At 56.6% G+C, this 25,027-nt stretch carries 23 protein-coding genes; 6 read left to right on the forward strand and 17 right to left on the reverse strand.

The genetic code is table 11. From position 1 onward, the window contains the following. Window positions 1-29: 29 nt before the first annotated feature. The 9 genes from ACMGG1_RS10950 to ACMGG1_RS10990 form a co-directional block, all read right to left on the reverse strand. Window positions 30-884: a tagatose bisphosphate family class II aldolase gene (locus ACMGG1_RS10950; RefSeq protein WP_414161375.1), complete on the reverse strand. Its 855-nt coding sequence runs from the start codon at window positions 882-884 to the stop codon at window positions 30-32. Window positions 885-893: 9 nt separating this feature from the next. Next, window positions 894-2,060: an SIS domain-containing protein gene (locus tag ACMGG1_RS10955; RefSeq protein WP_128865207.1), complete on the reverse strand. Its 1,167-nt coding sequence runs from the start codon at window positions 2,058-2,060 to the stop codon at window positions 894-896. 25 nt (window positions 2,061-2,085) lie between these two features. Then, entirely contained in the window at window positions 2,086-2,856 is a 771-nt protein-coding gene (gene agaR / locus ACMGG1_RS10960) for a transcriptional repressor AgaR (protein WP_046373443.1), read from the reverse strand. A 332-nt stretch (window positions 2,857-3,188) separates the two neighbouring features. Continuing rightward, window positions 3,189-4,097 carry an ROK family protein gene (locus tag ACMGG1_RS10965; protein WP_044551454.1) on the reverse strand — a complete coding sequence of 303 codons (909 nt, stop codon included), beginning with the start codon at window positions 4,095-4,097 and terminating at the stop codon, window positions 3,189-3,191. 18 nt (window positions 4,098-4,115) lie between these two features. Continuing rightward, complete coding sequence (locus ACMGG1_RS10970) at window positions 4,116-5,399, reverse strand: Gfo/Idh/MocA family protein (protein WP_259218649.1); 1,284 nt, start codon at window positions 5,397-5,399, stop codon at window positions 4,116-4,118. Window positions 5,400-5,418: 19 nt separating this feature from the next. Next, a complete protein-coding gene (locus ACMGG1_RS10975; RefSeq protein ID WP_128865208.1) occupies window positions 5,419-6,531 on the reverse strand; it encodes an ABC transporter ATP-binding protein in 1,113 nt (370 codons plus the stop codon). Window positions 6,532-6,553: 22 nt separating this feature from the next. After that, entirely contained in the window at window positions 6,554-7,372 is an 819-nt protein-coding gene (locus ACMGG1_RS10980; RefSeq protein ID WP_044551448.1) for a carbohydrate ABC transporter permease, read from the reverse strand. 12 nt (window positions 7,373-7,384) lie between these two features. Then, window positions 7,385-8,323, reverse strand: a complete 939-nt coding sequence (locus ACMGG1_RS10985) for a carbohydrate ABC transporter permease (protein ID WP_020827041.1) — start codon at window positions 8,321-8,323, stop codon at window positions 7,385-7,387. An 82-nt stretch (window positions 8,324-8,405) separates the two neighbouring features. Beyond that, window positions 8,406-9,659 (reverse strand): ABC transporter substrate-binding protein, encoded by a 1,254-nt coding sequence (locus tag ACMGG1_RS10990; RefSeq protein WP_176983520.1) that lies wholly within the window; start codon window positions 9,657-9,659, stop codon window positions 8,406-8,408. A gap of 465 nt (window positions 9,660-10,124) precedes the next feature. Here ACMGG1_RS10990 and ACMGG1_RS10995 point away from each other — a divergent pair, with 465 nt between their 5' ends. The 4 genes from ACMGG1_RS10995 (at window position 10,125) to ACMGG1_RS11010 (ending at window position 15,345) form a co-directional block, all read left to right on the forward strand. Next, on the forward strand, window positions 10,125-11,786 hold the full coding sequence (locus tag ACMGG1_RS10995; protein WP_414161376.1) for a DUF4091 domain-containing protein: 1,662 nt from the start codon (window positions 10,125-10,127) through the stop codon (window positions 11,784-11,786). 168 nt (window positions 11,787-11,954) lie between these two features. Then, entirely contained in the window at window positions 11,955-13,676 is a 1,722-nt protein-coding gene (gene olsF, locus ACMGG1_RS11000; protein ID WP_020827038.1) for an ornithine lipid synthase OlsF, read from the forward strand. Between the two features lie 99 nt (window positions 13,677-13,775). Then, window positions 13,776-14,558 (forward strand): N-formylglutamate amidohydrolase, encoded by a 783-nt coding sequence (locus ACMGG1_RS11005; RefSeq protein ID WP_201896349.1) that lies wholly within the window; start codon window positions 13,776-13,778, stop codon window positions 14,556-14,558. A gap of 73 nt (window positions 14,559-14,631) precedes the next feature. Continuing rightward, window positions 14,632-15,345, forward strand: a complete 714-nt coding sequence (locus tag ACMGG1_RS11010) for a flagellar brake protein (RefSeq protein WP_020827036.1) — start codon at window positions 14,632-14,634, stop codon at window positions 15,343-15,345. A 41-nt stretch (window positions 15,346-15,386) separates the two neighbouring features. Here the strand turns inward: ACMGG1_RS11010 and pdxY are convergent, their stop codons facing one another. The 3 genes from pdxY to ACMGG1_RS11025 are packed head-to-tail and all read right to left on the reverse strand — an operon-like array spanning window position 15,387 to window position 17,197. Next, window positions 15,387-16,226 carry a pyridoxal kinase gene (gene pdxY / locus ACMGG1_RS11015; protein ID WP_400826620.1) on the reverse strand — a complete coding sequence of 280 codons (840 nt, stop codon included), beginning with the start codon at window positions 16,224-16,226 and terminating at the stop codon, window positions 15,387-15,389. 3 nt (window positions 16,227-16,229) lie between these two features. Then, window positions 16,230-16,943, reverse strand: coding sequence for a glutamine amidotransferase (locus tag ACMGG1_RS11020; protein WP_142815146.1), 714 nt, complete (start codon window positions 16,941-16,943; stop codon window positions 16,230-16,232). Then, window positions 16,940-17,197: a hypothetical protein gene (locus ACMGG1_RS11025; protein ID WP_020827033.1), complete on the reverse strand. Its 258-nt coding sequence runs from the start codon at window positions 17,195-17,197 to the stop codon at window positions 16,940-16,942. The genes ACMGG1_RS11020 and ACMGG1_RS11025 overlap by 4 nt, the downstream gene beginning before the upstream one ends. Before the next feature lie 68 nt (window positions 17,198-17,265). Between ACMGG1_RS11025 and ACMGG1_RS11030 the strand changes: the two genes are divergently transcribed. Beyond that, window positions 17,266-18,570 (forward strand): aminotransferase class I/II-fold pyridoxal phosphate-dependent enzyme, encoded by a 1,305-nt coding sequence (locus ACMGG1_RS11030; protein ID WP_414161377.1) that lies wholly within the window; start codon window positions 17,266-17,268, stop codon window positions 18,568-18,570. 1 nt (window position 18,571) lies between these two features. Here the strand turns inward: ACMGG1_RS11030 and ACMGG1_RS11035 are convergent, their stop codons facing one another. From ACMGG1_RS11035 to ACMGG1_RS11050, 4 genes are all read right to left on the reverse strand, one after another. Continuing rightward, entirely contained in the window at window positions 18,572-19,555 is a 984-nt protein-coding gene (locus tag ACMGG1_RS11035; RefSeq protein ID WP_414161378.1) for an MsnO8 family LLM class oxidoreductase, read from the reverse strand. Window positions 19,556-19,711: 156 nt separating this feature from the next. Continuing rightward, a complete protein-coding gene (gene pbpG / locus ACMGG1_RS11040) occupies window positions 19,712-20,545 on the reverse strand; it encodes a D-alanyl-D-alanine endopeptidase (RefSeq protein ID WP_122079452.1) in 834 nt (277 codons plus the stop codon). 163 nt (window positions 20,546-20,708) lie between these two features. Beyond that, window positions 20,709-21,623, reverse strand: coding sequence for a polyphosphate kinase 2 (gene ppk2, locus ACMGG1_RS11045; RefSeq protein WP_048758773.1), 915 nt, complete (start codon window positions 21,621-21,623; stop codon window positions 20,709-20,711). A gap of 26 nt (window positions 21,624-21,649) precedes the next feature. Further along, entirely contained in the window at window positions 21,650-23,260 is a 1,611-nt protein-coding gene (locus ACMGG1_RS11050) for an inorganic phosphate transporter (RefSeq protein ID WP_261135394.1), read from the reverse strand. 204 nt (window positions 23,261-23,464) lie between these two features. Here ACMGG1_RS11050 and ACMGG1_RS11055 point away from each other — a divergent pair, with 204 nt between their 5' ends. Beyond that, window positions 23,465-24,493, forward strand: a complete 1,029-nt coding sequence (locus tag ACMGG1_RS11055) for a transporter (protein ID WP_020827027.1) — start codon at window positions 23,465-23,467, stop codon at window positions 24,491-24,493. Here ACMGG1_RS11055 and ACMGG1_RS11060 read toward each other — a convergent pair whose 3' ends face one another. Continuing rightward, window positions 24,494-25,027: an SRPBCC family protein gene (locus ACMGG1_RS11060; RefSeq protein WP_046373455.1), complete on the reverse strand. Its 534-nt coding sequence runs from the start codon at window positions 25,025-25,027 to the stop codon at window positions 24,494-24,496. It abuts the gene before it with no gap.

Here is a 25,027-nt window from a genome sequence, read left to right on the forward strand (position 1 = left end):
TACGGCCAACCGTGGTGATTTATGCTGAGTTACAGCATGCCGCTGCTGCCGCAGATACGGATTTTCTCTGCCACCACTTCTTTCATCGCCAGCTTGCCGGGCACGATGTATTTACGCGGATCGTTGGCATCGGGATGTTGTGAAAAATAGCTTTTTACCGCGTCGGCAAAAGCGATTTTTAGCTCAGTGGCGACGTTGACCTTGCACACCCCTAGAGAAATGGCGCGTTTCACCATGGCTTCTGGAATACCGGATGCGCCGTGCAGTACCAGTGGAATGTCGACCTGCTCACGGATTAGCGCCAGGCGGTCGAAGTCCAGCTTGGGTTCGCCGTGGTACAGCCCGTGAGCCGATCCGATGGCTACCGCCAGCGAATCGATGCCGGTAGCGGTGACAAACTCGCGCGCGGCGGCCGGAACGGTGAAGAAGCTGTCGGTGGAGTCGACAATCAGGTCATCCTCCTGGCCCCCGAGGCGGCCCAACTCTGCCTCAACGCTGGCACCGTAGCGGTGGCACAATGCGACGGCCTCAGCCACTTTGGCGATGTTCTGTTCGAACGGCAGATGTGAGCCATCGATCATCACCGAACGAATGCCGCTTTTGACCTTGTATTCGATATCGTCCATCTCTTCGTGATGGTCCAGATGCAGCGCTAACGGCAGATCGTAACGGCGTGCGGCCGCCTGGCAGATACCGATCAAATAGTCGGTGCCGGCATAGCTGAATGTGCCGGGCGTGCCGGCCATGATCACCGGCGAGCGCAATTCGGCGGCGGTCTCCGCCACCACCTGCACGGTTTCCAGATTATGGACGTTGAACGCCGGTACGGCATAACCCTGGCGTTGTGCTTTTTGCAGCATTTCCCGGTTGGATATCAGGTACATAGAGATTCCTTACGCCACAGAAGACGGATAACGGTAAATGGTGACGCCTTTAACCACCCGGTTAACTTCACCGGTCGGGCATGGGTTGTCCGGCGTCATGCCAAGCGCCAGCGAGCTTTCAAAGGCCAGCATTTGGGTGAATAACAGGTAAGGGAACAGCAGCCAGACGTCGTCTTCGGCGTGGTGCAGGTTCAGCATCATGTCCGATACCGGCTGCGCACTGCCGGTCAAGCCGACCATCTGCATCGCCAGACCATCGCGATGCAGTTCGTTCCACAAATCGCGATCGTATTGGCGGGCGTAGTCACCGCTGGAGAACATCAGCAGCACCAGCGTTTGGTCATCGACCATAAATTTGGGCCCATGGCGCAGGCCAAGCGGTGAGTCGTAGCGGGTGACAATCTGCCCGGCGGTCAGTTCCAGCATTTTCAACGAAGCCTCTTCCGCCAGCCCGGTGAAACAACTGCCGCCCAGCGTGATGTAGCGTCGAAAACCGCTGGCAGCGAGCGCTTTTACCTGCGGTTGCAGCGTTTCACGCAGTTCGCGGCAGCGCGCCACCATGGTCGCGAGTGGGCGTTGGGCCTCGGAAAGGGAGTGCGGCCCGAGCAACAACGCGGCGGACAGCATCATGCAGCTGAAACTGGAAGTCATGGCGAAGCTTTGATCGTTGGAGCCTTGCGGCATCACTAACGAACAGACATTCTCGCGCTGATGGGCATAGTGCGCCAATTGGCTGTCCGGGTTACAAACCAGCATCAGGTGATAACTTTCCGGCAGCAGTTGGTCGGCCAGTTCGACTGTCGCGACACTTTCCGGGCTGTTGCCGGAACGGGCAAAAGAAACCAGCAGCGTTGGGCGCGTCAGATCCAGATATTGGTGTGGGTTGGCGACGATATCGGTGGTGCCATAGGCCACCACGTCACGACCGGTTTTTTCACGCAGCCAGGGGGCTAACGCGCGGCCGGCGAAGGCCGAGCTGCCCGCACCGCACAGCACAATCTGCAGGCGAGGATTGGCCAACAGCGGTGCCAGGAAAGGTTGCCACAAGGCTTGTTGCTCCTGCAGCTGTCGGTGCAGGGCGTCCCATAAATCAGGCTGTTGCCAGATCTCACGTGCGGTATGCAGCGCATGCCGTTGTTCCAGCCAGCCCGCATCGTAAGCAAAATAACCGTTCATGTTGAAAACTCCTTGAAAGCCTCGGTTAACGGTCGGCGATAATCACGTCGACACCTAAATGGTTCAGCGCATGCAGGTAGTTTTCCGGGATGCGGCTGTCGGTGACCAAACGCTGGATTTGGCCAATTTCACGGATCATGCAAAAGCTGGTGCGACCGAATTTGCTGGCGTCTGCAACGGCGATCACTTCGCGCGCTACATCGCACATCGCGCGGTTGAGCTGCGCTTCGCCAGGATCTGGCGTGGTGATGCCGCTGAGCAGGTCAAAACCGTCGACGCCGAGAAACAGCTTGTCGAAACGAAATTGCCGCATATGCTGCTCCGCCGCCGGGCCATACAGCGACCAGGATTTGCGCCGTACGCTGCCGCCCACCACCATCAGATCAACCTGTTCGTTGTTGGCCAGTTCGAACGCGATGTTCAGCGCATTGGTCATCACTACCAGGTCTTTCTTGCCGACCAGTTGCTGCGCCATCTGGCTGGTGGTGGAGCCGGAGTCGAGAATGATGGCATCACCGTCGTTGACCAATTCCGCCGCGGCGCAGGCAATGGCGTATTTCACGTCGCGATTGATACGGCCCTTGTCTTGCAGCGGGCGGTCGAAGGCAAACTGTTTATTGAGCATTGCGCCGCCGTAAGCGCGCACCGCACAGCCGCTTTTTTCCAGCTGGCGCAAATCGCTGCGGATGGTGACGCTGGAAACAGAAAACTGGGCGCTGAGTTGCTCGACGCGCACCGAGCCTTCGCGACAAAGCTGGTCGATAATTAATTCCCGTCGTTTTACGGTATTTATCATTAACGCGTGACTCCCGATTTAGCTGTAGTCATACCCTGCCGCGGCGCAATGCGTCGCAGCTAATCTGACAGGAGTGCTTTCAGTTGTTCGTGGCAAATTACAGCAAACGAAACAATGAAATGCAACCGATAAATTTATAAAAATCTATATGTATCAACTGGTTATATTTGTTTTTGCTTTCGATTGGTGATCAACCGAAAGCGGCCGAAAAATAAAGTGAAAAGCGGTAATTCGTTATTTATCAGGCGGCAACTCACCGCCTGAGGTAATTTGTCGAAAGCAGGATGAAAGCCACGACATTCATTTATTCCCGTCTGGCGTTTCACTGTTTTTTATTGCCAGCTTTGGCGTAATAATGCGGCCCCTCGTACGCCGCTGCTGTCACCGTGCACTGGCGGATAGACTGCCGCCGGTTCGGTACCCGGCAACAGCCAGGCGCTCATGGCCGGCGGTAGCAGGGCGTACAGCTCCCCGACGTTCGACAGTCCGCCGCCGAGCACGAAGGCGTCAACGTCCAGCAGCAATTGCAGCCCTGCCAGGGCGCTGGCCAGAATATCGACGTACATCGCTATCAGCCGCTGTGCCAGCGGATCTCCGTGCCGGTAATGGGCGATCAGCGCCGGTACGCTGTCGGCGCGATGGCCGAAATGACGGCTTAGCGCCAGCAGACCGCTGCCGGAAACGTAGCGTTCAAAACAACCGGTCAGGCCGCAATTGCAGGTAAACAACGGTAAATCGTAACGCTGCGCCAACTGAGCAGAGATCGGCGTATGGCCCCATTCACCGGCCAGCCCGTTACGGCCCTTGTGCAATTGCTTGTTCATCACCAGCCCGCCGCCGGCACCGGTGCCGATAATGGCGCCGAAGACCAGCGCCAGATGCTCGGTTTGCGGCGTGCTGGCCTCGGAAAGGGCGAAGCAGCGACAGTCGTTTTCAATTTCAACCGGCCGCGCCAGTTCATGGGCCAAATCGTCCGCCAGGCAGTGCCCGGTGAGGCAGGGGACGTTAACCGCCAACTGCTTACGGCTGCGGGGATCGGTCACGCCCGGCAAGCCGATGCCGATGCTGCCCTGGGTGTGCAGCTCGCGATCGGCATGATCGACCAATTGCTGGATACAGGACAAAAATGCGCGGTAATCGCCGGTAGGCGTGCTCACCCGTTGGCACAGCACCTGCCGCAATTGGCGATCGTAGGCCGCCATTTCAATCTTGGTGCCGCCGATGTCGAAACCGTAACGCATCTGTGATATTTCCACGTTTCAGGCTCCACTCAGGGTAATTACCGCAGATTCTCGGCGTGCGCGTTCCGCAGCGAAGACCATCAGATGGCTTTCCAGCGTTTCCGCCGGTCCGGACAGCACCTGCGACGGATCGTTAGTGCGGATCGCGTCAATGAAATGCTGCATCAGGTAGTAGTCGCCGCCGCCGTGGCCGGACATGGCATGCAGATCGTCGGCTTCTTCGACGTCGTACACTTTTTCGCTGTCGTCAACGAATGAAGTGATCCGGATATAGCGACCGTCGCCCTCAAGGCAACCGTGGCTGCCGAAAATACGGGTTTTGCGATCTTCCAGTCGGGTAAAGGCGGTCATGGTGAAGGAGGCGGTGCGGCCACCGGCAAACTGCATATTGACCACCTGGTGATCGACCACGTTATTGTCGCAGCGGTAGACGCAGCGGCCATACTGACCGTCGCGCAGCGCCGCCTGCAGGTGTGATTGGCTGACCTCGGGCGTTAATACGCGCAGGAAGCCCGGCGTGGCCTTGTGATCGTCGCCAAGGTAAATACGCTTGGCGGAGTAAGGACAGCTGGCTTCCACGGCGCAGTCAAGGCAGTTGTCAGCCGCACCGGCAGGCTGGTTCTCCTGGCGAAAATGGCGTAAACCCCCGAACGAACTGATCTGTTCGCAGGGCAGTTCCATGATGTAACGGATCCAGTCAATGTCGTGACAGGACTTCTGCAGCAGCATAAAGGCGGCTTCATTGTCGTTGCGCCAGTTGCCGCGAACAAAGGAGTGTGCCTGATGCCAGTAGCCTACCGGTTCCAGATGCTGCAGGCTGACGATGTCGCCAATCACGTTATCGCGCAGCAGTTGCTTGAGTTTTTGGGTGTAGCGCGTGTAGCGCAGTACGTGGCCGACCGAGAAAATCAGCTTCTGACGCACCACCTCTTCAACGATGGTGCGACACTCGCTGGCTACCGGCGAAAGCGGTTTTTCCAACAGCATGGCATAACCCTGCTTGGCAAAGGCCAGCGCCGGTTCCAGGTGCAGGGTGTCCTGGGTGCAGATCAGCACCGCATCGGCCAGTTTTCCGGCGTCGGCGGCCTGTTGCCAGTCGGTGAACACCTTATCCGCCGAAATACCGTGCTGTTCGACGAACTGCTGCCGATAAATATCACGCGGTTCGGCTACCGCGACTACCTGCATTAAATCCGGATGCGCCAACGCGTAGCGCGAGTAAATTTCACCGCGTGCCCCGGCGCCAATCACCAGAACCTGAACCGGGCGACCGGCAAAACCATTTTGTTTAGCTGACGACATTGCTCGTTCTCCGATCTTGTTATTTGAGGTTTTGGCCGCTGATTTCATCAAACAGGTGCGCACGGGTCAGATCGAAAGCCAGATGGATCTGTTCTCCCAGACGTGGTTCCCAGTCTTGTTGCGACGCCATACGCAGCACAAAGCGCAGTTCAGCCAGTTCACAGTGCAGCAACTCTTCGTTGCCCATGCGTTCGATGGTGACAATCTTCGCCGGGAAGCAGTTGCTGCTGCCGGGCGCACACAGCCGCAGAGACTCCGGACGGATGCCCAGACACACACGCGGGTGCGGATAACTTTCCAGCTGTTGTTGCAGCGCCGGCGGCAGTTCGAGCGGATATTCATTGCCGATGCGCAGCCCAATACCCTGTGCGCTACGAGTCACCGCCATGTCGTGCAGGTTCATCGACGGGCTGCCGATAAACTCGGCGACGAAGCGGTTAGCGGGCTGGTGGTACAGGTTAATGGGTTTATCCACCTGCATAATGGCGCCACGGTTCATCACGCAGATGCGGTCGCCCATGGTCATCGCCTCCACCTGATCGTGGGTGACGTACACCATGGTGGCGGCGGCGCCTTCCTGTTTCAGTTGGTTATGCAGTTCGATCAGTTGGACGCGCATTGAGACGCGCAGCTTGGCGTCCAGATTGGAAAGCGGCTCGTCGAACAGAAACACCTTGGGTTTGCGCACGATGGCGCGGCCGACCGCCACGCGCTGGCACTGTCCGCCGGACAGCTGACCTGGTTTGCGCTGCAGCAGGTTGGTGATCTCCAGTTTTTCGGCGGCATCACGCACCCGACGGTCAATTTCGGCTTTGCTTTCCTTGCCGATCAGGCCGAACGCCATGTTCTTGTAGACCGTCATGTGCGGGTAAAGCGCATAGTTCTGGAACACCATGGCGATACCGCGATCTTTTGGCATGGTGTCGTTGACGCAGCGATCGTGGATCAGGATCTGGCCATCGCTGACGCTCTCCAGCCCGGCGATCATGCGCAGCAGGGTAGATTTGGCGCAGCCGGACGGCCCGACGAAGACCATAAACTCGCCGTCTTTAATGTCCAGATCGACCCCGTGCAGCGCATTGAAACCGTTGGGGTATACCTTCTTCACATTGTTTAACTGAATACCGGCCATGTTATTTACCTTGTGTTCGCGGTTAGCCTTTTACCCCAGCGCTGGCGATGCCCTGGATGAAGTAACGTTGGAAAAGAATGAACAGCATCAGCATGGGGATCACTGCCATCAGCGCCCCGGCCATCAGTAGCGGATACTCCACCCCGGCGCGGCTCGACAGCGACGCCAGCCCGACCGGCAGCGTCAGCTTCTCGGTGGTGGTGTTGACGATCAGCGGCCACATCAGGTTGTTCCAGCTCCACAGGCCGTTGATGATGATGCAGGCGATAATGCCAGGCCGGATCAGCGGCAGCATGATGCGCCAGAAGATGGCGAAGTAGCTGTAACCGTCAATCAGTGCGGCTTCCTCCATCTCCTTCGGTACCGCGAGGAAGAACTGGCGCAGCAGGAAAGTGGCATAAATACTGAAGATGCCCGGCAACACCAGCCCGGTGATGCTGTTCACCAGCCCCAACTTTTGCACCACCAGAAATTGCGGGATCAAAAAGGCTTGCCCGGGCACCATCAGGATGGAAATACACACCAGAAACACCGCATCACGGCCGCGAAAATGCAGGCGCGAGAAACCGTAGGCGGCCATGGTGGCGATCACCATTTGCAGGGTGACGGTGAAAAAAGTGGCCAACAGCGAGTTCAGGTAAAAATCGGCGAAGGGGATTTCGCGCATGATCTTACCGTAGGCCTGCAGGCTGGGGTGGGCCGGCAGCAGCGTCAGCGGGATCTGGATACTCTCGGCCTGAGTTTTCAGCGAGGTGACCAGCATCCAGATAAACGGCACGACCGAAGCCAACGCCGCCAACACCATAAACAGATACACCAGCGTTCTTTTACTTATGCTCATCGTCGCGGCTCCTCAGCTCACTTTCAGGCGTTTGCCAATCATCATTTGAATCAGGGTGATCAGCAGGGTGACGGCGAACAGCACCACGGTGATGGCGGAGGCGTAACCTTTCTCCTGCAGGTAAAAGGCGTATTTGTAGAACAGGTTGGTGACGGTCATCACGTCGCTTTCCACCAGCGCGCGGTCAAACATCAAAAACACCACGTCAAAGATTTGCAGGATCTCGATAAAACTCATTACCGAAACGAAGAACAGCGTCGGGACCATCATCGGCAGGGTAATACAGAAGAAGCGACGCAGGGTGCTGATGCCATCGATGTCGGCGGCCTCATACAGCTGGCGTGGAATGCTCTGCAAACCGGCCAGTAAAATGATGATTTTCAGCGCCAGCGACGACCAGATAATGATGATGGAAACGCTGATGCGCACCACGTCCGGATCGGATAGCCAGGCCACCGGTGAAATACCCAGTTGGCCAATCGCCTGGTTAATCAGGCCGAAGTCCTTGTTGAACAGCCATTGCCACACCATCGCCACCGCGGCGGGCATGGTGACCGCCGGCAGGAACAGCAGGGTGCGCAACAGCGCCTTGCCTCGGATATTTTGGTTGAGGCCAATGGCCAGCAGTAGCGACAGACTCAGGCTGACCGGTACACACACCACCACATAGAACAGGGTGTTGCCGGCGGCGGTGTAGAAATCGTCGTCTTCAAACAGATTGACGTAGTTATCGACGCTGAGGGTGCTCCAGCGCATAAACTGATTGAGGTCGGTAAAGCTGTAAAAGATGTTCTGCAAAAAAGGGATGAAGTAAAACACCGTCAACCCAATCAACAGCGGTAAAATCATCACCCAACCCCAAAAACGCTCGGCGCGCTCCAGGCGGCTGAGCGCAGGACGTGGGATGCTTTTTTGTTGTTTTAGGGCACCGTAGGTATCTGCCAGCGACATGTTGCCATTCCTCACCAGTAACGGCTTTGCGGTGTTCCGTTGCCGGCCGCGCCTTCGGGCAGGCGCAGCCGGCACGGGGCGATTACTGCTCCATGATGCGTTCGATCTTCTTGACCGACTTATCCATCTCCTGTTTGGCATCCGCGCCCATAAAGATTTTCTTCAGACTGGCTATCCACATGTTCTGCCATTTTGGCGTGTTGGTCCCGGCGGTCGGGTAGGCCTCGGTCACGTTGAGAGTGTCGATATAAGGCGTAACATCGACCTTCTTGATTTCCGCCGCCCAGGCTTTCGCCGCCACTTTATTGGCCGGGATCACCACTTTCGCCAACTCGGTTTGCGAAGCTTCGGTGCTCATAAACTCGATGTATTTCCAGGCTTCTTGTTTGTGGGTGCTGTTGGCGGACATGGCGAACGCCAGGCTGTGCGCCACACCGGATTGACGTTCGATTTTCGGCATCATTACCACGCCGATATGGTCGTTAATCAGCGGGTTGTTGGCGAACGGGGCCGCTAACCACGAGCCGGCATACACCATGGCTGCGCGGTTGGACTGGAAGATGTTCTCGGTTTTGACTTCGCTCATTTGCTGGGCGCTGGGCATCAGCCCGTCTTTCATCATTGACTGCAGCTGCTGATATACCCAGATGGACTTGTCGTTGGCGATGTCGGTCGGCTGGCCGTCTTTCGGGACGATGTGGTTGCCGTTCTGGAACAGCAGGTTCATGTAGCTGTCCTGGCCGTCGATGCTAAGGTCCATCACCAACGGGAAGGCACTGCCTTTCAAGCCGGTTTTCAAGGCTGCGGCTTTGGTTTTCAGGTCATCCCAGTTCCAATCGCTGGTGGGGTAGCTGACACCGGCCTGATCGAACAGCTTTTTGTTGTACCACACCGCAATAGAGTCCACGTCGCGCGGGATGGCCATCTGTTGGCCGTCATACTGATAGGCTTTTACCGAACTGGCGACCACGTCATTTAGCTTGACGCTGCTGCCGCTAATATAAGGTGTTAAAGGTTGCATAATGCCGTTTTTGGCATATTGAACAAAATAAGGCATATTTATCCAGAATATATCTGGCGCTACGCCGCCAGCTGCGGCGGAATCCAATTTAACGAAGTATTGTGCCGACGGCGTTAATTCTATGGCTATTTTAATGTTTGGGTTTTCTTTTTCAAAGCGTTTGGCGATTTCCTGCTCGGCCGGTAATTGATTTCTGTCCCATACGGCATAACGCAAAGTTATTTGATCGGCGGCATATAACATGGTCGGCAATAATAATGCCGTCGCAATGGCAGAGTGCGCCAGAAGACGGCCGGTATTTTTTATCGGTGACATTGCTTTCCCCTCGGTGGACGACGAATAAATATTTTCGTAACGTGAATTCTTTCTATCCCTTAACTTTCAATGTGTCAATACACCCCGATCTGCCCAAAAATGGGGCGCGAATGTTTCGATGTTGTTAAGATCGAAAGGGTTGGGGCGTAAACCGAAAGCGTAAGTTGTTCACAATTCGTTAACCTTTTGCGGCGGTTTTGGCCCTGCCGTTGGGCAATGACTGGCTGCTGGGGTCATAGGAATAAGTGATAACCCTTGCACCATAATGGGGATTAAAAACATTTTTATTGTGCATGTCTGGGTATCTTTCATTTTTGTGATGCAAATAAACAAAAAAATTGTATCGGCAGGCTTTGCCTCGACGTAAACGCCGTTTTTTGAATGACCACTATTGTTTGAATCGATAAAAGGGTTTAGCCTGAAAATCACTCATCGGTATTTCCCCATTAGAGCGAGATTATTGCTATGCGCCTTTCATTGACTTTTACTCACAGTCTGGAAAAGATATTTCACAGCCATAATGCACCACAGATTGATCAAATAAATAAGTTGAGTGGCCTGAGCAATGAAATGATTTCCTGGCAGGGGGTTTATTGCCTTCACCGGGCAGATAACGAAACTCGGCGTGAATTAAGCTACCGTCTTGAGGGATCATTGGCAGAGTATATCAGCGTGCGGCAGGTGCAATCGGTACCCAGCCACTTTCCCTGTTATGCCCAGACCGATGAGAACTATCTGCGTACCGAGCCGGGGTTATTTCCCGATCCGCTGATGCCGCTGACCGAGCAGCGTTTCTTTGTCGCCAACAATTATTACGGCTGCCTTTGGCTGACCTATACACCGCCGTCGACGCCTGTGCCAGGCGGGGATTGCCCGCTGAACCTGACCTTGTTTGATGTTATCAGCGGCGAAGCCCTGGCCAGCGCCTCCCTGACGCTGCATATTGTCCCGGTCGAACTGCCGCCGCAAACCCTGTTGCACACCGAATGGGTGCATACCGATTGTCTGGCGGATTATTACCGCGTGCCGGTGTTCAGTCCCGAATACTGGCTGGCGGTACGCAACTTTGTTCGCTGTGCGGTCAACAGTGGAGTCAACATGCTGCTGACGCCGATCTTCACGCCACCGCTGGATACCGCCGTCGGCGGCGAGCGCACCACGGTACAGTTGATTGGCGTACAGCGTTCCGCGCAGGGTTATCGGTTTGATTTCCAGCGGCTGGCCCAGTGGGTGGATATGGCGCAGGAAGAGGGGATTGAACATTTTGAGATTGCCCCGTTGTTCACCCAGTGGGGGGCGGCGCATGCGCCAAAAATTCTGGTGGAGATCGACGGCGCACTTTGCCCGCTGTTCGGTTGGCACACTGACGCCCACGCGCAGGAGTATCAACAGTTTTTGCAGGCGCTGTTGCCGGCGTTGACCGCATGGTTCCGCGATCGCCAGTTGCAACAGCAGGTCTGGTTCCATATCTCGGATGAGCCAACGCTGGAGAACATCGCCGTTTATCAGCGTGCCGTTGCAGCCTTGCGCCCGCTGCTGGCCGGGTTCCGCACTTTTGACGCGCTGTCAGACTACGCGTTTTACCGGCAAGGACTGGTGGAAACGCCAGTGGCCGCTACCGACCATATAGACGCTTTCCTTGAGCATCAGGTTCCGGGCCTGTGGGCCTATTACTGCTGCGTGCAAAAGACCGAGGTGGCCAACCGTTTCTTTGCTCAACCTTCGGCGCGTAATCGTATTCTGGGCATCCAGCTTTACCTGTACAACATCAGCGGTTTTCTGCACTGGGGGTTCAACTTCTATAACAGCGGCCATTCGCGAGAAAAACTTAACCCCTACGCGGTGACCGATTGCCGAAATGCGTTTCCTTCCGGCGACGCCTTTGTGGTTTACCCCGGCGAAAACCTGACGCCGGTGGAGTCGCTGCGGTTACGGGTGCTGCATCAGGGCTTGCAGGACATGCGTGCGCTGCAGCTGTTGGAAAGCCTGACGGATCGCAACACGGTAGAGGCATTGATTGAACAGGAACTGGGGATGCGTATCACTTTTAAACGTTATCCGCATCAGGCAGCACCGCTGCTGCGGCTGCGTGAAGCGGTGAATCAGCGGATCGAAGCGTTGATTTAATTGGCATAAAATGCGGCGAGGGGGCGGCAAGCAGAGTGTCGCCACCAAGTTTTCAATAATTTGCTATACCTGATAGGTCGAGGGATTTCATTTTTTTGTCATGTTACTGACATGTTAGGGTCATAGCGCTGGCTTAATTTTGCAGCGACTAAGCCAGGAGATAACGCGATGTTTAGCTTGGACTCTCTGTTGCATGATGCATTTCCACACCGCAATACCCCTGCCTGGCAGCGTAGCCTGCTGAGAACTTTACTCTTCGAAAAAGAATTCAAACAGTTTGCCGCCGATTATCCCCATCTGAAAGGTCTGGATCTGATCGAGCAGGTGGTGGACTACTTCAACCTCAGTTGTGAACTGGTGGATGGCGATCTGGAAAACATCCCGAGCCAGGGACCGGTGGTGCTGGTGGCTAATCACCCGATAGGGTCACTTGACGGACTGGTGCTGCTGCGTGCGGTCGCGGCGGTGCGGCCGGATGTCAAAGTGGTGGCCAGCCAACTGCTGACCTACATCGAACCGCTGCGCAGCCTGTTCGTACCGGTGGACAACGTCGCCTATAAGACCAGCCGCAAGCAAATTGAAGGCATGCAGGCGCAATTGGACAAGCAGGGTGCGCTGATCCTGTTCCCCGCTGGCGAAGTGTCGCGCATGAGCCCGAAAGGCATTCGCGACGGGCATTGGCATACTGGTTTCTTGCGTCTGGCGGCCAAGGCGCGCGCACCGATTGTGCCGATCCACATCAGCGCCCGTAACAGCAATTTATTCTACTTCACCTCCCTGGTTTATCGACCTCTGTCCACGCTATTACTGGTGCGCGAAATGTTCCAGCAGCAGGGCGGGCGCATTAAAATCCGCGTGGGTGGCCGTATTCCCTTTGCCAATTGGCACGACGGCCATACCAGCGCGAAAGATCTGGCGGAGCGTTTCCGCCGTCACGTTTATCGCCTGGGGCAGGGTAAAGAAGGATTGTTTGCCAGCGAATCTCCGATCGCCTTGCCGGAAGACCGACTGGAACTGAAGAAAGCGCTGGCAAACTGTGAGCGGCTGGGGGTTACCCCGGACGGAAAAATCATCTTCCTGTATCGCCGTCAGGACGAAGCGCGTACGCCTATCCTGCGTGAGCTAGGACGCCTGCGCGAAATCGCTTTCCGTGCGGTGGGGGAAGGCTCCGGTCGCCGCCGCGATCTGGACAGCTACGACGACGACTATTACCACCTGGTGCTGTGGGACGCGGACGAGTTGGAGATAGTCGGTGCCTATCGCTTTATCCCAACCGCCGAGCAGTTGGAACGCAAGGGCCTGGAAGGCATTTACAGCAACAGCCTGTTCCATTATGACCGCGATATGGCACCTATTCTGGCGCAGGGGATTGAGCTGGGCCGCAGTTTCATTCAGCCGGCCTACTGGGGCAAACGCGGGCTGGACTACCTGTGGTTGGGCATTGGCGCCTACCTGGCGAAGTACCCGCAGTACCGCTATCTTTTTGGCCCGGTGTCTATATCCGGAGGCATGCCGGTAACGGCGCGCGATCTGCTGATCGCCTTCTACCGGCTGTATTTCTCGCCGGACAGCGCGCTGGCGCAGTCGCGGCAGCCGTATCCCGCCTCGTTACCTCAGGTGCTGGCGCAGTTTGCCGGCGATAACTATCAGGAAGATCTGGTGCGGCTAAAAAGCCTGTTGAGCAATATCGGCTGTTCGATCCCCACGTTGTATAAACAATATACCGAGCTGTGTGAGCCGGGAGGGGTGCAGTTCATCGATTTTGGCACCGATCCGGCCTTCAATAACTGTATTGATGGGCTGGTGCTGGTCGATCTCACTCGGCTTAAACCTGCGCGTTTCCAACGTTACATCGCAGTGCATCAGCCGCAGGAGGCGTGCATAGAGTAATTGGCGTGGCGCTCATGCGTTTTTGATCTAATCCGAAGCTTGGCACCGGCGGGGGAAAATAGCCTAAGATAAGGCTTTGTTCCTCCGCCGGAGTTTTTCATGCCACAGCCGTTCGCCCCGTTTTTGTTGTCCGCCGAAGATCCCGCCGCCGTCGCGATTGAAACGCCAAAAGGCCTCGCGCCCTTCTTATTGCTTTGCGATCACGCTGGGCAGGCAATACCGCAGCAATTGGGCGATCTTGGGCTGCCGCCCGGCGAAATAGACCGTCATATTGGCTGGGACATCGGCGCACTGAACGTTTCACGTCACCTTAGTCGCCAGCTGGACGCTCCGCTGATTCATCAGCGCTATTCGCGTTTGGTTATCGACTGTAATCGTACACCCGGCATCCCCAGTTCCATACCAGAACTGTCCGAGTTGACGCCGATCCCCGGCAACGTGGGCATTGTGGCCGAACAGGCGCTGGCGCGCGAGCATGAAATTTTTCTGCCTTACCATCAGGCGATAACCGACAGCCTGGATGCGCGCCAGCGTAGCGGCTTGCCGACGGCGATCGTTGCCATGCACAGCTTTACGCCGGTGTTTAAAGGCAACGCGCGCCCGTGGCAGGTCGGACTGTTGTTCAACCGTCAGCCGGAGTTCGCGTTGTTGCTGGCTGAGCTGCTGCGTGAAGAAGGGGATTTGCAGGTGGGCATCAACGAGCCCTATGCCATGACCGACGCGACGGACTACACCCTGCCGGTGCATGCTGAGCGCCGGCAATTGCCCTATGTCGGTATCGAGATCCGCCAGGATCTGCTTGCCGATCAACAAGGTCAACAGGCCTGGGCAGAACGCTTCGCCAGACTGTTACCGCAAGCCTGGCATCGCTGGCAAATTTGACTTTAGGAATATTCCCAGTGATGATAACTGTAAGGAAAGTGTCAACGTCATTGGGAAGTGCCAGGAGCGTCAAGTGGAGCAGAATGATAACGGATTGTTTATCAAGCAGGAGCGCTTTGAAGTACTGGCGATTCTGCGTGAGATTTGTAAACAACGCACGCCGCTACGGGTCGTAAATGAGAAGCAGCAGTTTCAGAGTTTGTTATTGAGCGTCGGGCCGGACAACATCGTGTTTAGCGGCGATGAGGTGGATGCGACGGTTGATGGCGAATACACCATCGTGATTGAAAGCCATGATGCGAAGATCGAGTTCTCCGTAGGTCGGGCCGAATTCATCGAGCAGCAGGGCGTCAATGTCTGTTCAACCCAATTGCCGAAGCAGCTGGTTTACATCCAGCGCCGCCGTCAGTTCCGTGTCACTACCCCTCACTGGCGCCAGTTTTTGTGCAGTGGTGAATACGCCGATGGCAGTGAATATCAGCTGAGGATCCACGATCTGTCCGCCGGTGGTGTAGGGCTGCGCGTTGACGGTCCGTTACCGCCAAACCTACAACCCGGCTTCCAGTTCAAAAAAGCGTTGTTGGATCTTGGCAGCTACGGCAGTTTCAAGGTCAATATGGAGCTGGTGGTGATCAACGACGATCATGAGCTGGATGACGACGACAACATGGTGCATTTTTCACGCCTGTCGTGCCGCTTTATGAAACTGGGTTTGGCCATGGAAAGAAAAATTCAGAGTGCGGTGTTTGCGTTTGAATTGGACTTCAATAAAAAGAAAAAACGCTAACCAAGACGCGAGGGGCAGCTGGCTGCCCCGTCACTCCCGGCCTATTTCAAGGCGCGCAGACTGCCAATTTCCTCCAGGCCGAAATGCTCCGCTTCCGTCAGAACATCACAAACTTCCCCCCCGGCGGTCACGATCGCCTCATCGAGGCTTTTGCCATGCAGCAGATGGCTGACCAGCAACGCGGCGAACATATCCCCGGTGCCTTTGACCTTTGATTGAATTCTGGGGTGGGTATAGCTTTGCACTTCGTCGTGCTTGACCAGCAGTAACCCCAGTTGATCGTCGTTTTCCGCCACGCCCGGTGCGCTGGTCACCAACACCCACTCGGTGGTGTCATTGAGCAACGCCTGTGCAGCCTGCCGCGTCTGTTCCTGAGTGGTCAGAGGGTGACCGCAAAGCTGCTCCAGTTCGAAGCCGTTAGGGGTCAGGCCATTGGCCAATTTCAGGAAGGGGGAGCGGTAGCAATCGACAATGCGCTTATCGACATAAACCCCTTCGCCGTAATCGCCCATCACCGGATCGATATAAATCTTTATCTGCGGATTGATCGCGCGCACGCGCTGTAACCAGGTATCCAGAATATGGCATTGGTCGACATTGCCCAGATAACCGACAATCACCGCCCGGGTGCGATTCATCACGCCGCGGGCCAGCAAATCCGCCAGAAAACCGCCGAACCATTCGGCGGAGATCACGCCGCCGCTGGGCGCACCGTAATAAGGGGGGCAACCGAACAGCACGCTGGGCACCTGCAGCACTTCCAGCCCCTTTTTCAACAGCGTGCGGTAGGCTATCCCGTTGCCGACGCTGCCATACACCACCTGAGATTGAATACTGATGACATCAATCTGCGGCGGCTGTAATTGAGAAATTTGTTGCATCTATCACTTCCTTGGTTCGATTTTATCCAACCAGCGCGTAAATACCTGGCGGGCGCGTTGCTCCAATTCTGTGCCGTAACGCGCGGCCTGTTGGCGCAAAAGCTGCGGCACGATGCCGGCCAGCTCAAGTTCACAGGCATGTCCCACCAGCCACCGTTCCAGATCGCGGTGATCGGCTTCCAGATGGAACTGTAGCCCAAGGGCGAAATCCTGATACTCAAATGCCTGATTAGGGCAGATTTCGGTACCCGCCAGGCGGGTCGCGCCTTCGGGGATCATAAACATATCGCCGTGCCAGTGAAGCACCGGCGTGGACGCCAGTGGCGCCAGCACCGAGTCTTCGTTATCCGTCAAGGTTAAGGGAGCGTAACCGATCTCTTTCACGCCAAGCGAAACGACCTCGGCGCCCAGTGCCTGGGCAATCACCTGCGCGCCGAGACAGACACCGATCGTAGGCCGTTTTTGCTGGAGACGCTGGGTAACCAGTGCTAACTCATCGTTGAGAAACGCATAGTGTTGCTGGCCGGCGAAGTGTTGAGCGGCGCTGATTGGCCCGCCCAGCACCACCAGCAGGTCGGTATCCTCGTTAACGATGGTGCGGATGTCGTCACGGCCCGCGTCGAAATAATCAATCTGATAGCCACGCAATGACAGCAGCGAGCCCAGAATGCCGAGGTTTTCAAAATTCACATGTCGGATCGCGACAACTTTTTTCATTGTTGTGGTACCTCTTGGCTATGAGGGTAAGGTTCCAGTTCCAGCGTATCGCCCAGGATGGTGATGCCGCCAATGCCGCTTTGATAAACTATCCGGCGCTCTTTGACCTGGCTGATACTCAACTGGTAGCCCTGATCGGCAGGGAACAGCGCCTGAGCCTGCTGAAGCTGATCGGCAGCCCATGGCGTGAACATCTGCAAGCGACCGAAGGCTTTCCCGCCCTGTTTAATATCCAGTACGTAATGTTTTTCCATCTTTACCCCTTAACTTTTCCGTTCGAAACAGGTAATCTATTTTGAACTAATACAAAAAGGTTTTATGTATGAGCTCATTGTATGCAAAAGGCGGCAGCGCTGTCCAGATTGCTGAACAGATCAGCACGCAGATAAAGCAGGGTGATCTGCAGCCGGGTGACCTGCTGCCGCCGGTACGTCAATTGGCCGGCGAGTTGGGGGTCAACCCCAATACCGTCGCCAGCGCCTATGCCAAGCTGCGTGATGCCGGTTTGGTGGCTACCCGCGGGCGTGCCGGTACTCAGGTACTTGAGCAACCTTTAATGACGGTGCGCAATGTTCGGCAAGTGCCTGAGGGGATGGGGGATTTGGCGAGTGGTAATCTGGATGCCACGCTGCTGCCGGCCCTGTCGCTGGGCGCCGAAGACGTTTTCCCGCAGCAGACCGGTTATGACGTCAGCGGGGATTTACCGGCGTTATGTCGGCTTGCCGGCGACTGGCTGAGCCAGCAGGGCGCAGAGTTGGGGGAATCGGCGGTGTTTTCCGGCGCGCTGGACGCTATCGAAAAGGCGTTGCGTATCCATGCGGCGCCGGGAGCCTCGGTGTGGGTGGAAGATCCCTGCTGGCCACCGCTACTGACGCTGTTGCGGCATCTGCGGCTGAAGCCTTTGCCGTTACCGGTTGATGAACAAGGGTGCCGCTTGCCGGAAAAAGAGGCCGCACCTTTGGGAGCCGCAGTGATCCTGACGCCTCGGGCACAGAACCCGACCGGCATGTCATTAAGCGCGGGCCGGGCTGCGAGTTGGCGGGAATTTCTGTCGCAAAACCCCGGCTGTCTGGCGATCGTCGATGACTTCTGGGGACCGCTGTCGCAGCGGCCACTGCATTTGCCCTTTACCGCAGACAATGGCCTGTATGTGTTATCGCTGAGCAAGTTCCTCAGCCCGGATCTGCGTATTGCGCTGGCCTGCGGCAAGCCGCAGCTGCTGCAGACCATGCGGGCGGATCAATACATTCGTGAACGCTGGGTCAGCCATATCCTGCAGCAGATTGCCGTTAAACTGTGGACGCAGGCCCAGCAAGAGGGGCTGTTTGCACGGGCGCAGCAAACTTATCAGCAGCGGCGTGACGATTTGTCCGAGCGGCTGCGCGCATTGACCGGCGTGCCGGTATCGCCGGGAGAGGGAGTGCATATCTGGTTGCCGGTGCGTTCAGAAGCCGCCGCCAGCCAAATGATGGCGCAGCGTGGCTGGCTGGTGCAGAGCGGCGAGCCCTTCCGTCTGAAAAGCGGCCCGGCGATCCGCATCAGCCTGGCTAACCTTGAGCCGGCGCAGCTGGAAACGCTGGCTCAGGATCTGGCCGTCGCCATCGGTGCCGGCACCGTGGTTAACTGAATCAAACAGCATCACCCGCTAGCGCCAGCAATTGCAGAGAGGCGAGGCGGGCGGCAGGCTGGCTGATGGGGGTATCAATCACAAACTCCTCTACGCCGTACTGTTGGTGTAACTGATCCAGCTGTTGACGCACCTGCCGGGCGGTCCCCAGCAGTATGTGGCTTTCGCGCGGTTCGATACGGTAATCGGTAGCGCCAGCCTGTTGCACAAAGCTTTCCGCCTGCTCCAGACTGCCGACGGTCACGCTTTGCCCGCCGGTCACGTGGACACGATACTGCTGGATCCCGGCTGCCAGATCCTTGGCCTGGCTTTCGCTGTCGGCGACGATCGCTGCCACCGCCAACAGGGCTTTTCGGCCACCGCTTTGCTCACTGTAATGAGCCAGCGCCCGCCGGATGTCCTCCGGGTTGCCATTGAGATGAGCGGCAAACACGAAGGCCCAGCCGTGTTGGGCGGCCAGTTGTGCGCTTTCGTTGCTGGCGCCCAGCAGAAAGCGTTGCGCCGGCTGAACCGGTTGTGGCGTTGCGCTCAGGCCGGGCTGTGCATCATCGTTCAGATAGGCATTTAGCTGCGCGAGCTGTTTAGGGAAGTCAGGCTTATTCTGCTGATCGTGCGCGGCCTGCAGCGCCTGAGTCGAGAGCGGTAGCCCGCCAGGCGCTTTTCCCACGCCCAAATCAACCCGGCCCGGTGCCAGCGTGGCCAGCAGATTGAAGTTTTCCGCCACCTTATACGCGCTGTAATGCTGCAGCATGACGCCGCCGGAGCCGATACGGATCCGTGAGGTTTGTCCGAGCAAGTAAGCAATCAGCACTTCAGGGGAAGGGCAAGCCAGCTGCGGGGTATTGTGATGCTCCGCCAGCCAAAAACGGCGGTACCCCCAAACTTCCGCCTGCTGTACCAGATGCAGCGTGCGTTTGAGCGCCTCGGCGGCGCTTTCTCCTTCGGCAATCGGACTTTTTTCCAACACGCTCAGGGCATAAGCCATTTTCCTGTTCCTTTATCATCGATGATTGATGACAAATACCATGCAGAACACCAGCGGCGTAATATTGATTGGAGATAGGATATTCCATTGATAAAAAACGGATTTAGATATGCGCGGAGTGGTAAAGGGGCGCGTGGTTGACGCGCCCGATTCACATCAGGACTCCAGCCAGGCCTTCAGGCGAATAGCGTCGCTGTAGTGGCCGTAGCGCTGCTTTGACCCGAGGAGGATGATCACCACCGGCTGCCCCTTGATCAGGGTTCGCATCACCAGACAGTGGCCGGCTTCGTTGGTGAAACCGGTCTTTTGCAGCTGAATTTTCCAAGCCGGATTGTTGATCAGCCCATTGGAACTGCGATAAACCAGCTGGCCCCGACCAGGACGGACGATTTGTTGCTTGTCGGTGCTGAAACGGCGAATGGTCTGATAACGGTAGGCGTGATTCACCATTTTCAGCAGATCCCTGGCGCTGGCAACGTTGCGCGGCGTCAGGCCGGTCGGATCGTAAAAGCGGGCGTGTTTCATGCCGAGGCTGCGTGCTTTCTGATTCATTTTCGCCACAAAGGCTTTTCGTCCCCCGGGATAGCCGCGGCTCAACGCGGCCGCCGCACGATTTTCCGATGACATCAGGGCGATGTGCAGCATATCGCGCCGGCTGAGAATGGAGCCCAGGGTCAGGCGCGAATGGGTCTTCTTGAGCAGATCGCGGTCGGCAGGAGTGACTTTTATCGGGTTGCCCAGCGGGCGTTTGCTGTCCAATACCACCATGGCGGTCATCAATTTGCTCAGCGAGGCTATCGGCAACACGCGGTTGGCTTGTTTCTGATACAGCGTTTTACCGGTACGCTGATTGACCACCAATACCGAAGCAGAGTGAAGCGCCAGCGGCGCAGCAGCCTGCGCAGAGGGCTGAAACAACAGCAGCGTGAGAATCAAAATGACGCCGAAGCCTGAGGTGGAAAAGCGAAAAAGGGAATTCAATAAATGCATGGCAACCGTGACTACGTTCCTGACTGATGAAAAAATATCAGCAAGAGTCTGCACAGCAAATGTGGAGAAAATAAGGTGACCCTTCCGGATCTGAAAACTCAGCGGTGGCGTTCTGGCGTGAGGAGAAGGCAGGGAGGCGGCCATGCGCCTCCCTGGCAGGGCATCAATACACTTCTGGCACGACCATATTATCCGGCACCGGGCTGCGACTGTAGTCCGGGCTGCGTTTGCGTGGTGGCAAGGTGATCACGTTGCCTTCGGCTTCTTCGTAGGGCACTTGCTTAAGCAGATGGCTGATACAGTTCAGCCGTGCCTTTTTCTTGTCGACACCCTGAACCACCCACCATGGCGCCTCAGGAATGTTAGTGCGCGCTAACATGACTTCTTTGGCCTCGGTGTAATCCTCCCAGCGGCGGCGGCTCTCCAAATCCATTGGGCTGAGCTTCCACTGCTTGAGCGGATCGTGAATGCGACTGAGGAAACGCAGCTCCTGCTCATCGTCGGTGATCGAGAACCAATACTTGACGATTTGAATGCCGCTGCGCGTCAGCATCTTCTCGAACTCCGGCACGCTGCGGAAAAACTCTTCGTATTCTTCGTCGTTGCAAAAGCCCATCACTTTTTCCACTCCGGCACGGTTGTACCAGCTGCGATCGAACAACACCATTTCGCCGGCGGCCGGCAGGTGCGCGATATAGCGCTGGAAGTACCACTGGGTACGTTCGCGATCGTTGGGGGCGGGCAGCGCGGCCACACGGCAGGTGCGCGGGTTCAAACGTTGGGTGATGCGTTTGATCACACCGCCCTTGCCGGCGGCATCGCGGCCTTCAAAGATGATCACCAGACGGTGACCGGTACGCATCACCCAGTCCTGCAGTTTGACCAATTCACCCTGCAGCCGCAGCAATTCGCGAAAATACTGTTTGCGCCAGGCTTTTTTCTGGTCGCTGTCCACCTCGGCGTCGTCAAAGCGCAGGTCGTCCAGTTCCATTTCCAGCTCTTCGTCATAGCTGTCGTAGAATTCCTGCAGCAGGCGCTGGTTGAAGGTGTCGTCGTGATTAAATTCATGCATAGCCATAGTTGATTCTCCGTGTTAGCCCGGTTTTAAAAATGGGTGAAGATCCAATAGAGCCCGGCGGAAAGCAGCACCGAGGCTGGCAGCGTCAACACCCAGGCCATCAGCAGATTGCGTAGGGTGGACATTTGCAGGCCGGAGCGGTTGGCCGCCATGGTCCCGGCAATGCCGGATGAAAGAACGTGGGTGGTGGAAACCGGCAGGCCGAAGGCGTCCGCCGCCCCGATAGTGGTCATCGCCACCAGCTCGGCGCTGGCGCCCTGAGCATAGGTGAGGTGGCTTTTCCCGATTTTCTCGCCCACGGTGACCACGATGCGCCGCCAGCCGACCATGGTGCCCAGCCCAAGCGCTATCGCCACCACCACCTTGACCCAGAAAGGAATAAAGCGGGTGGCGCTGTCCAGTTCGCCTTTCAGCGCGTCCAGATTGCGTTGCGAGTCAGCGGGGATCTGAAGTTGTTTTTCCGTCTTCAGGTGCTTAATGACCTCCGACGTCAGGTACATATCATTTCGGGTGTTGGATACCGCCTGCGCAGGGATTTTGTCGACCGACCCGTACTGGCGAATTTGATCGCCGATGGCGCCGGTCAGTTGGGCCAGGGCAGGCACCACCTCCGGCGTCAACTCGCTGGTGCGAACATAGCCGGTAAGGACTTCACGCGCAGGAACCTGGCTGACCGTTGGGAACTGTTGCAGCAGTTGGTTTTTTGTCACTTCCGCCAATGCCGCTACGCGGGGGATTTGCTCCGGCGGCATCGAACGGTTCAGCGCATAGGCAATCGGCATGGTACCGACCAGGATCAGCATGATCAGGCCCATGCCTTTTTGCCCGTCATTGGAGCCATGAGCAAAGGAAACGCCGGTACAGGTGAGGATCAGCAGGCTGCGGATCCACAACGGCGGCGGCGAGTCATTTTTGGGGGCGGTATACAACTGACGGTTTTTAACAAAGACCTTCAGCGCCAGCAGCAGCAAGGCGGCAAATACGAAGCCGATCACCGGTGAAAGCAGCAGGGCATACCCCACTTTAATGGCTTGCCCCCAGTCGACGCCGCTGGTGCCGGTGCGGCCGTGGATCAGGGCGTTAGCCACCCCTACGCCGATGATCGAGCCTATCAAGGTATGCGATGATGACGCAGGCAGCCCCAGCCACCAGGTGCCGAGGTTCCAGATAATCGCCGAGAACAGCAGGGCGTAGACCATGGCGAACCCGTTGCCGGTACCGGCCTGCAAGATCAGTTCAACCGGCAGCAGCGAAATGATGCCGAAGGCCACCACGCCGCTGGAGAGCAAAACGCCGAGAAAATTAAAGAACCCCGACCAAACCACGGCCACCATCGGCGACAAAGAATGGGTATAAATCACGGTGGCTACCGCATTGGCGGTATCGTGGAAACCATTAACGAATTCAAAGCCGAGCGCGATCAATAACGCCATTCCCAATAAAAGAAACGGAACGTAACTGGTATAAACCGCGCCGGCATCGCTGACGTCGTTAAATAGATTTACGCCAGCAAAAGCTATCCCCAGCACTAATAATAAAATAAAAAAAAGAACAGTGAGTCGACTGTTCTTTTGGTAGATTTTTGGCAGGCTTGACGCAGATGGCGCACCCGCTTGAACGGCGCTGTTATCGCTCATAAAGGACCTTCCCGATAGGCTTCATTAGATTACTGACGGTGCTGTACGGTGTTGCCATCAAAGTATTGGGAAATAATGTGACTTTTTTATGACGCTAATATTAATCATCGGGAACAGTGAAAATAATTAACGTTGGCATTTAAAGGTTGATATAAAGACTGAGATTGATTAATTCATGCGTGCGGTTATTCGGGACAAAGGTTTATGGCTCAAACGGTTGCGGAAAAATTACACAAACTTGATTTTGACGATGAGGTCACCGGGCTGATTTACGGCCACGTTTTTCGTACGTCAGAGCCACCGCAGCGGGTCTCTTCGCAGCAGGCCTGCCAGGCCTATCAGACGCTGTCGCCGGGGGAGGGATTTATCTGGCTGCATCTCAACCTGAATCATGCCGCGGCGGAAAAATGGCTAAAAAACCACTTCGAGATTTCTGAGTTTTTCTTTGACGAGATCCGCCACGGTTCTCATACCACGCGCATAGAGCGTCAGGGAGAAGATCTGTTCGCGGTGCTCAACGATGTAATCTTCCACCCGAAAGAGAACAACCCGGAGATTGCGACGCTATGGCTGTATTGCCGTAGCGGCCTGGTGGTCACGGTGCGGCACAAACCGCTGCGTTTGATTGAGCGGCTGTTGGGCCGGCTGGGGCCGCTGCAGTTGGCGTCTTCTACCGAATTGCTGGCGCATTTGCTGGAAGAGCAGGAAGAGGTGCTGGAGCAGGTGGTGCGGCAGGCCAACCAGTACGTCGATACCATTGAAGATCGCCTGCTGAGCAACCATGTGAAACGCAACCGTACCGAACTGGGCAGAATGCGCCGTATGCTGCTGCGTTTTCAGCGTCTGCTGGCGCCGGAGCCCGCGGCGCTGTTTCGTTTGCTGAACCGGCCACCGACCTGGCTGAGCCGGGACGTGGTACAGGATCTGCGGCAATTTACCGAAGAGTTCACGGTGGTGCTAAACGATCTCGCCAGCTTGACCGAACGCATTCGCTTGTTACAGGAAGAGATAGGCGCCAAGCAGATGGAACAGAACAACCGCACGCTCTACACCCTGACGGTGATCACCGTGTTGGCACTGCCAATCAATATCGTCGCCGGTTTCTTTGGCATGAACGTGGGGGGGATCCCGCTGGCCAGCAACCACCACGGCTTTGTTTTGCTGGTGTTGCTGGTCGGCGGCTTTACGCTGGTTACCGGCTATCTGGCTTTCAGACGCCGGGATGAAGGCTGATCACAGTCTGGCCCGGTACTCTTCTTCCAGGCGAGTGTGAGTGCTCCAGAACGGCTGCGGCTGACGATTGTGCAGACGATCGACCAGGATATCCAGGTGGGTATGCCAGCCCCCGGCCACGCTGAGCATTTCATCACGGTTGGCCAGGCGACGGTGGGTTACCGTCAGCAGCACGGCTTTGCCCTGTTCGGTCAGTTCGAAGGTCACCTCGGAAGGGCGGCTTTGCCCCTGTTCAGCCCAGGTAAAACTCAGCAGCCGCGGTGGGAAAAGGCAGGTGATATGGCCGACGTTGCTGACGCTGCAGCTTAGGTGCTTATATTTGGCCGGCGTTTGCTCGTGTTCGCCGGTCAGATCGGAATTGCGAAACACCAGCTCTACCTGGGCGCCGTTTTCCAGCTTCATTTCGCCGGCGGCCAGCCAGGTGGCGCGTTTGTCGGATTCCGTCAGATAGGCCCAGACCCGCTCTATAGGGCCGGGCAGCAGCCGCTGAATACGCAGCGTGCCGGTTTCAATAATCATGCCGTAGTCGTTCAT

It is taken from the genome of Serratia sp. BNK-12, from assembly GCF_047456085.1.
GTDB lineage: Bacteria > Pseudomonadota > Gammaproteobacteria > Enterobacterales > Enterobacteriaceae > Serratia > Serratia liquefaciens.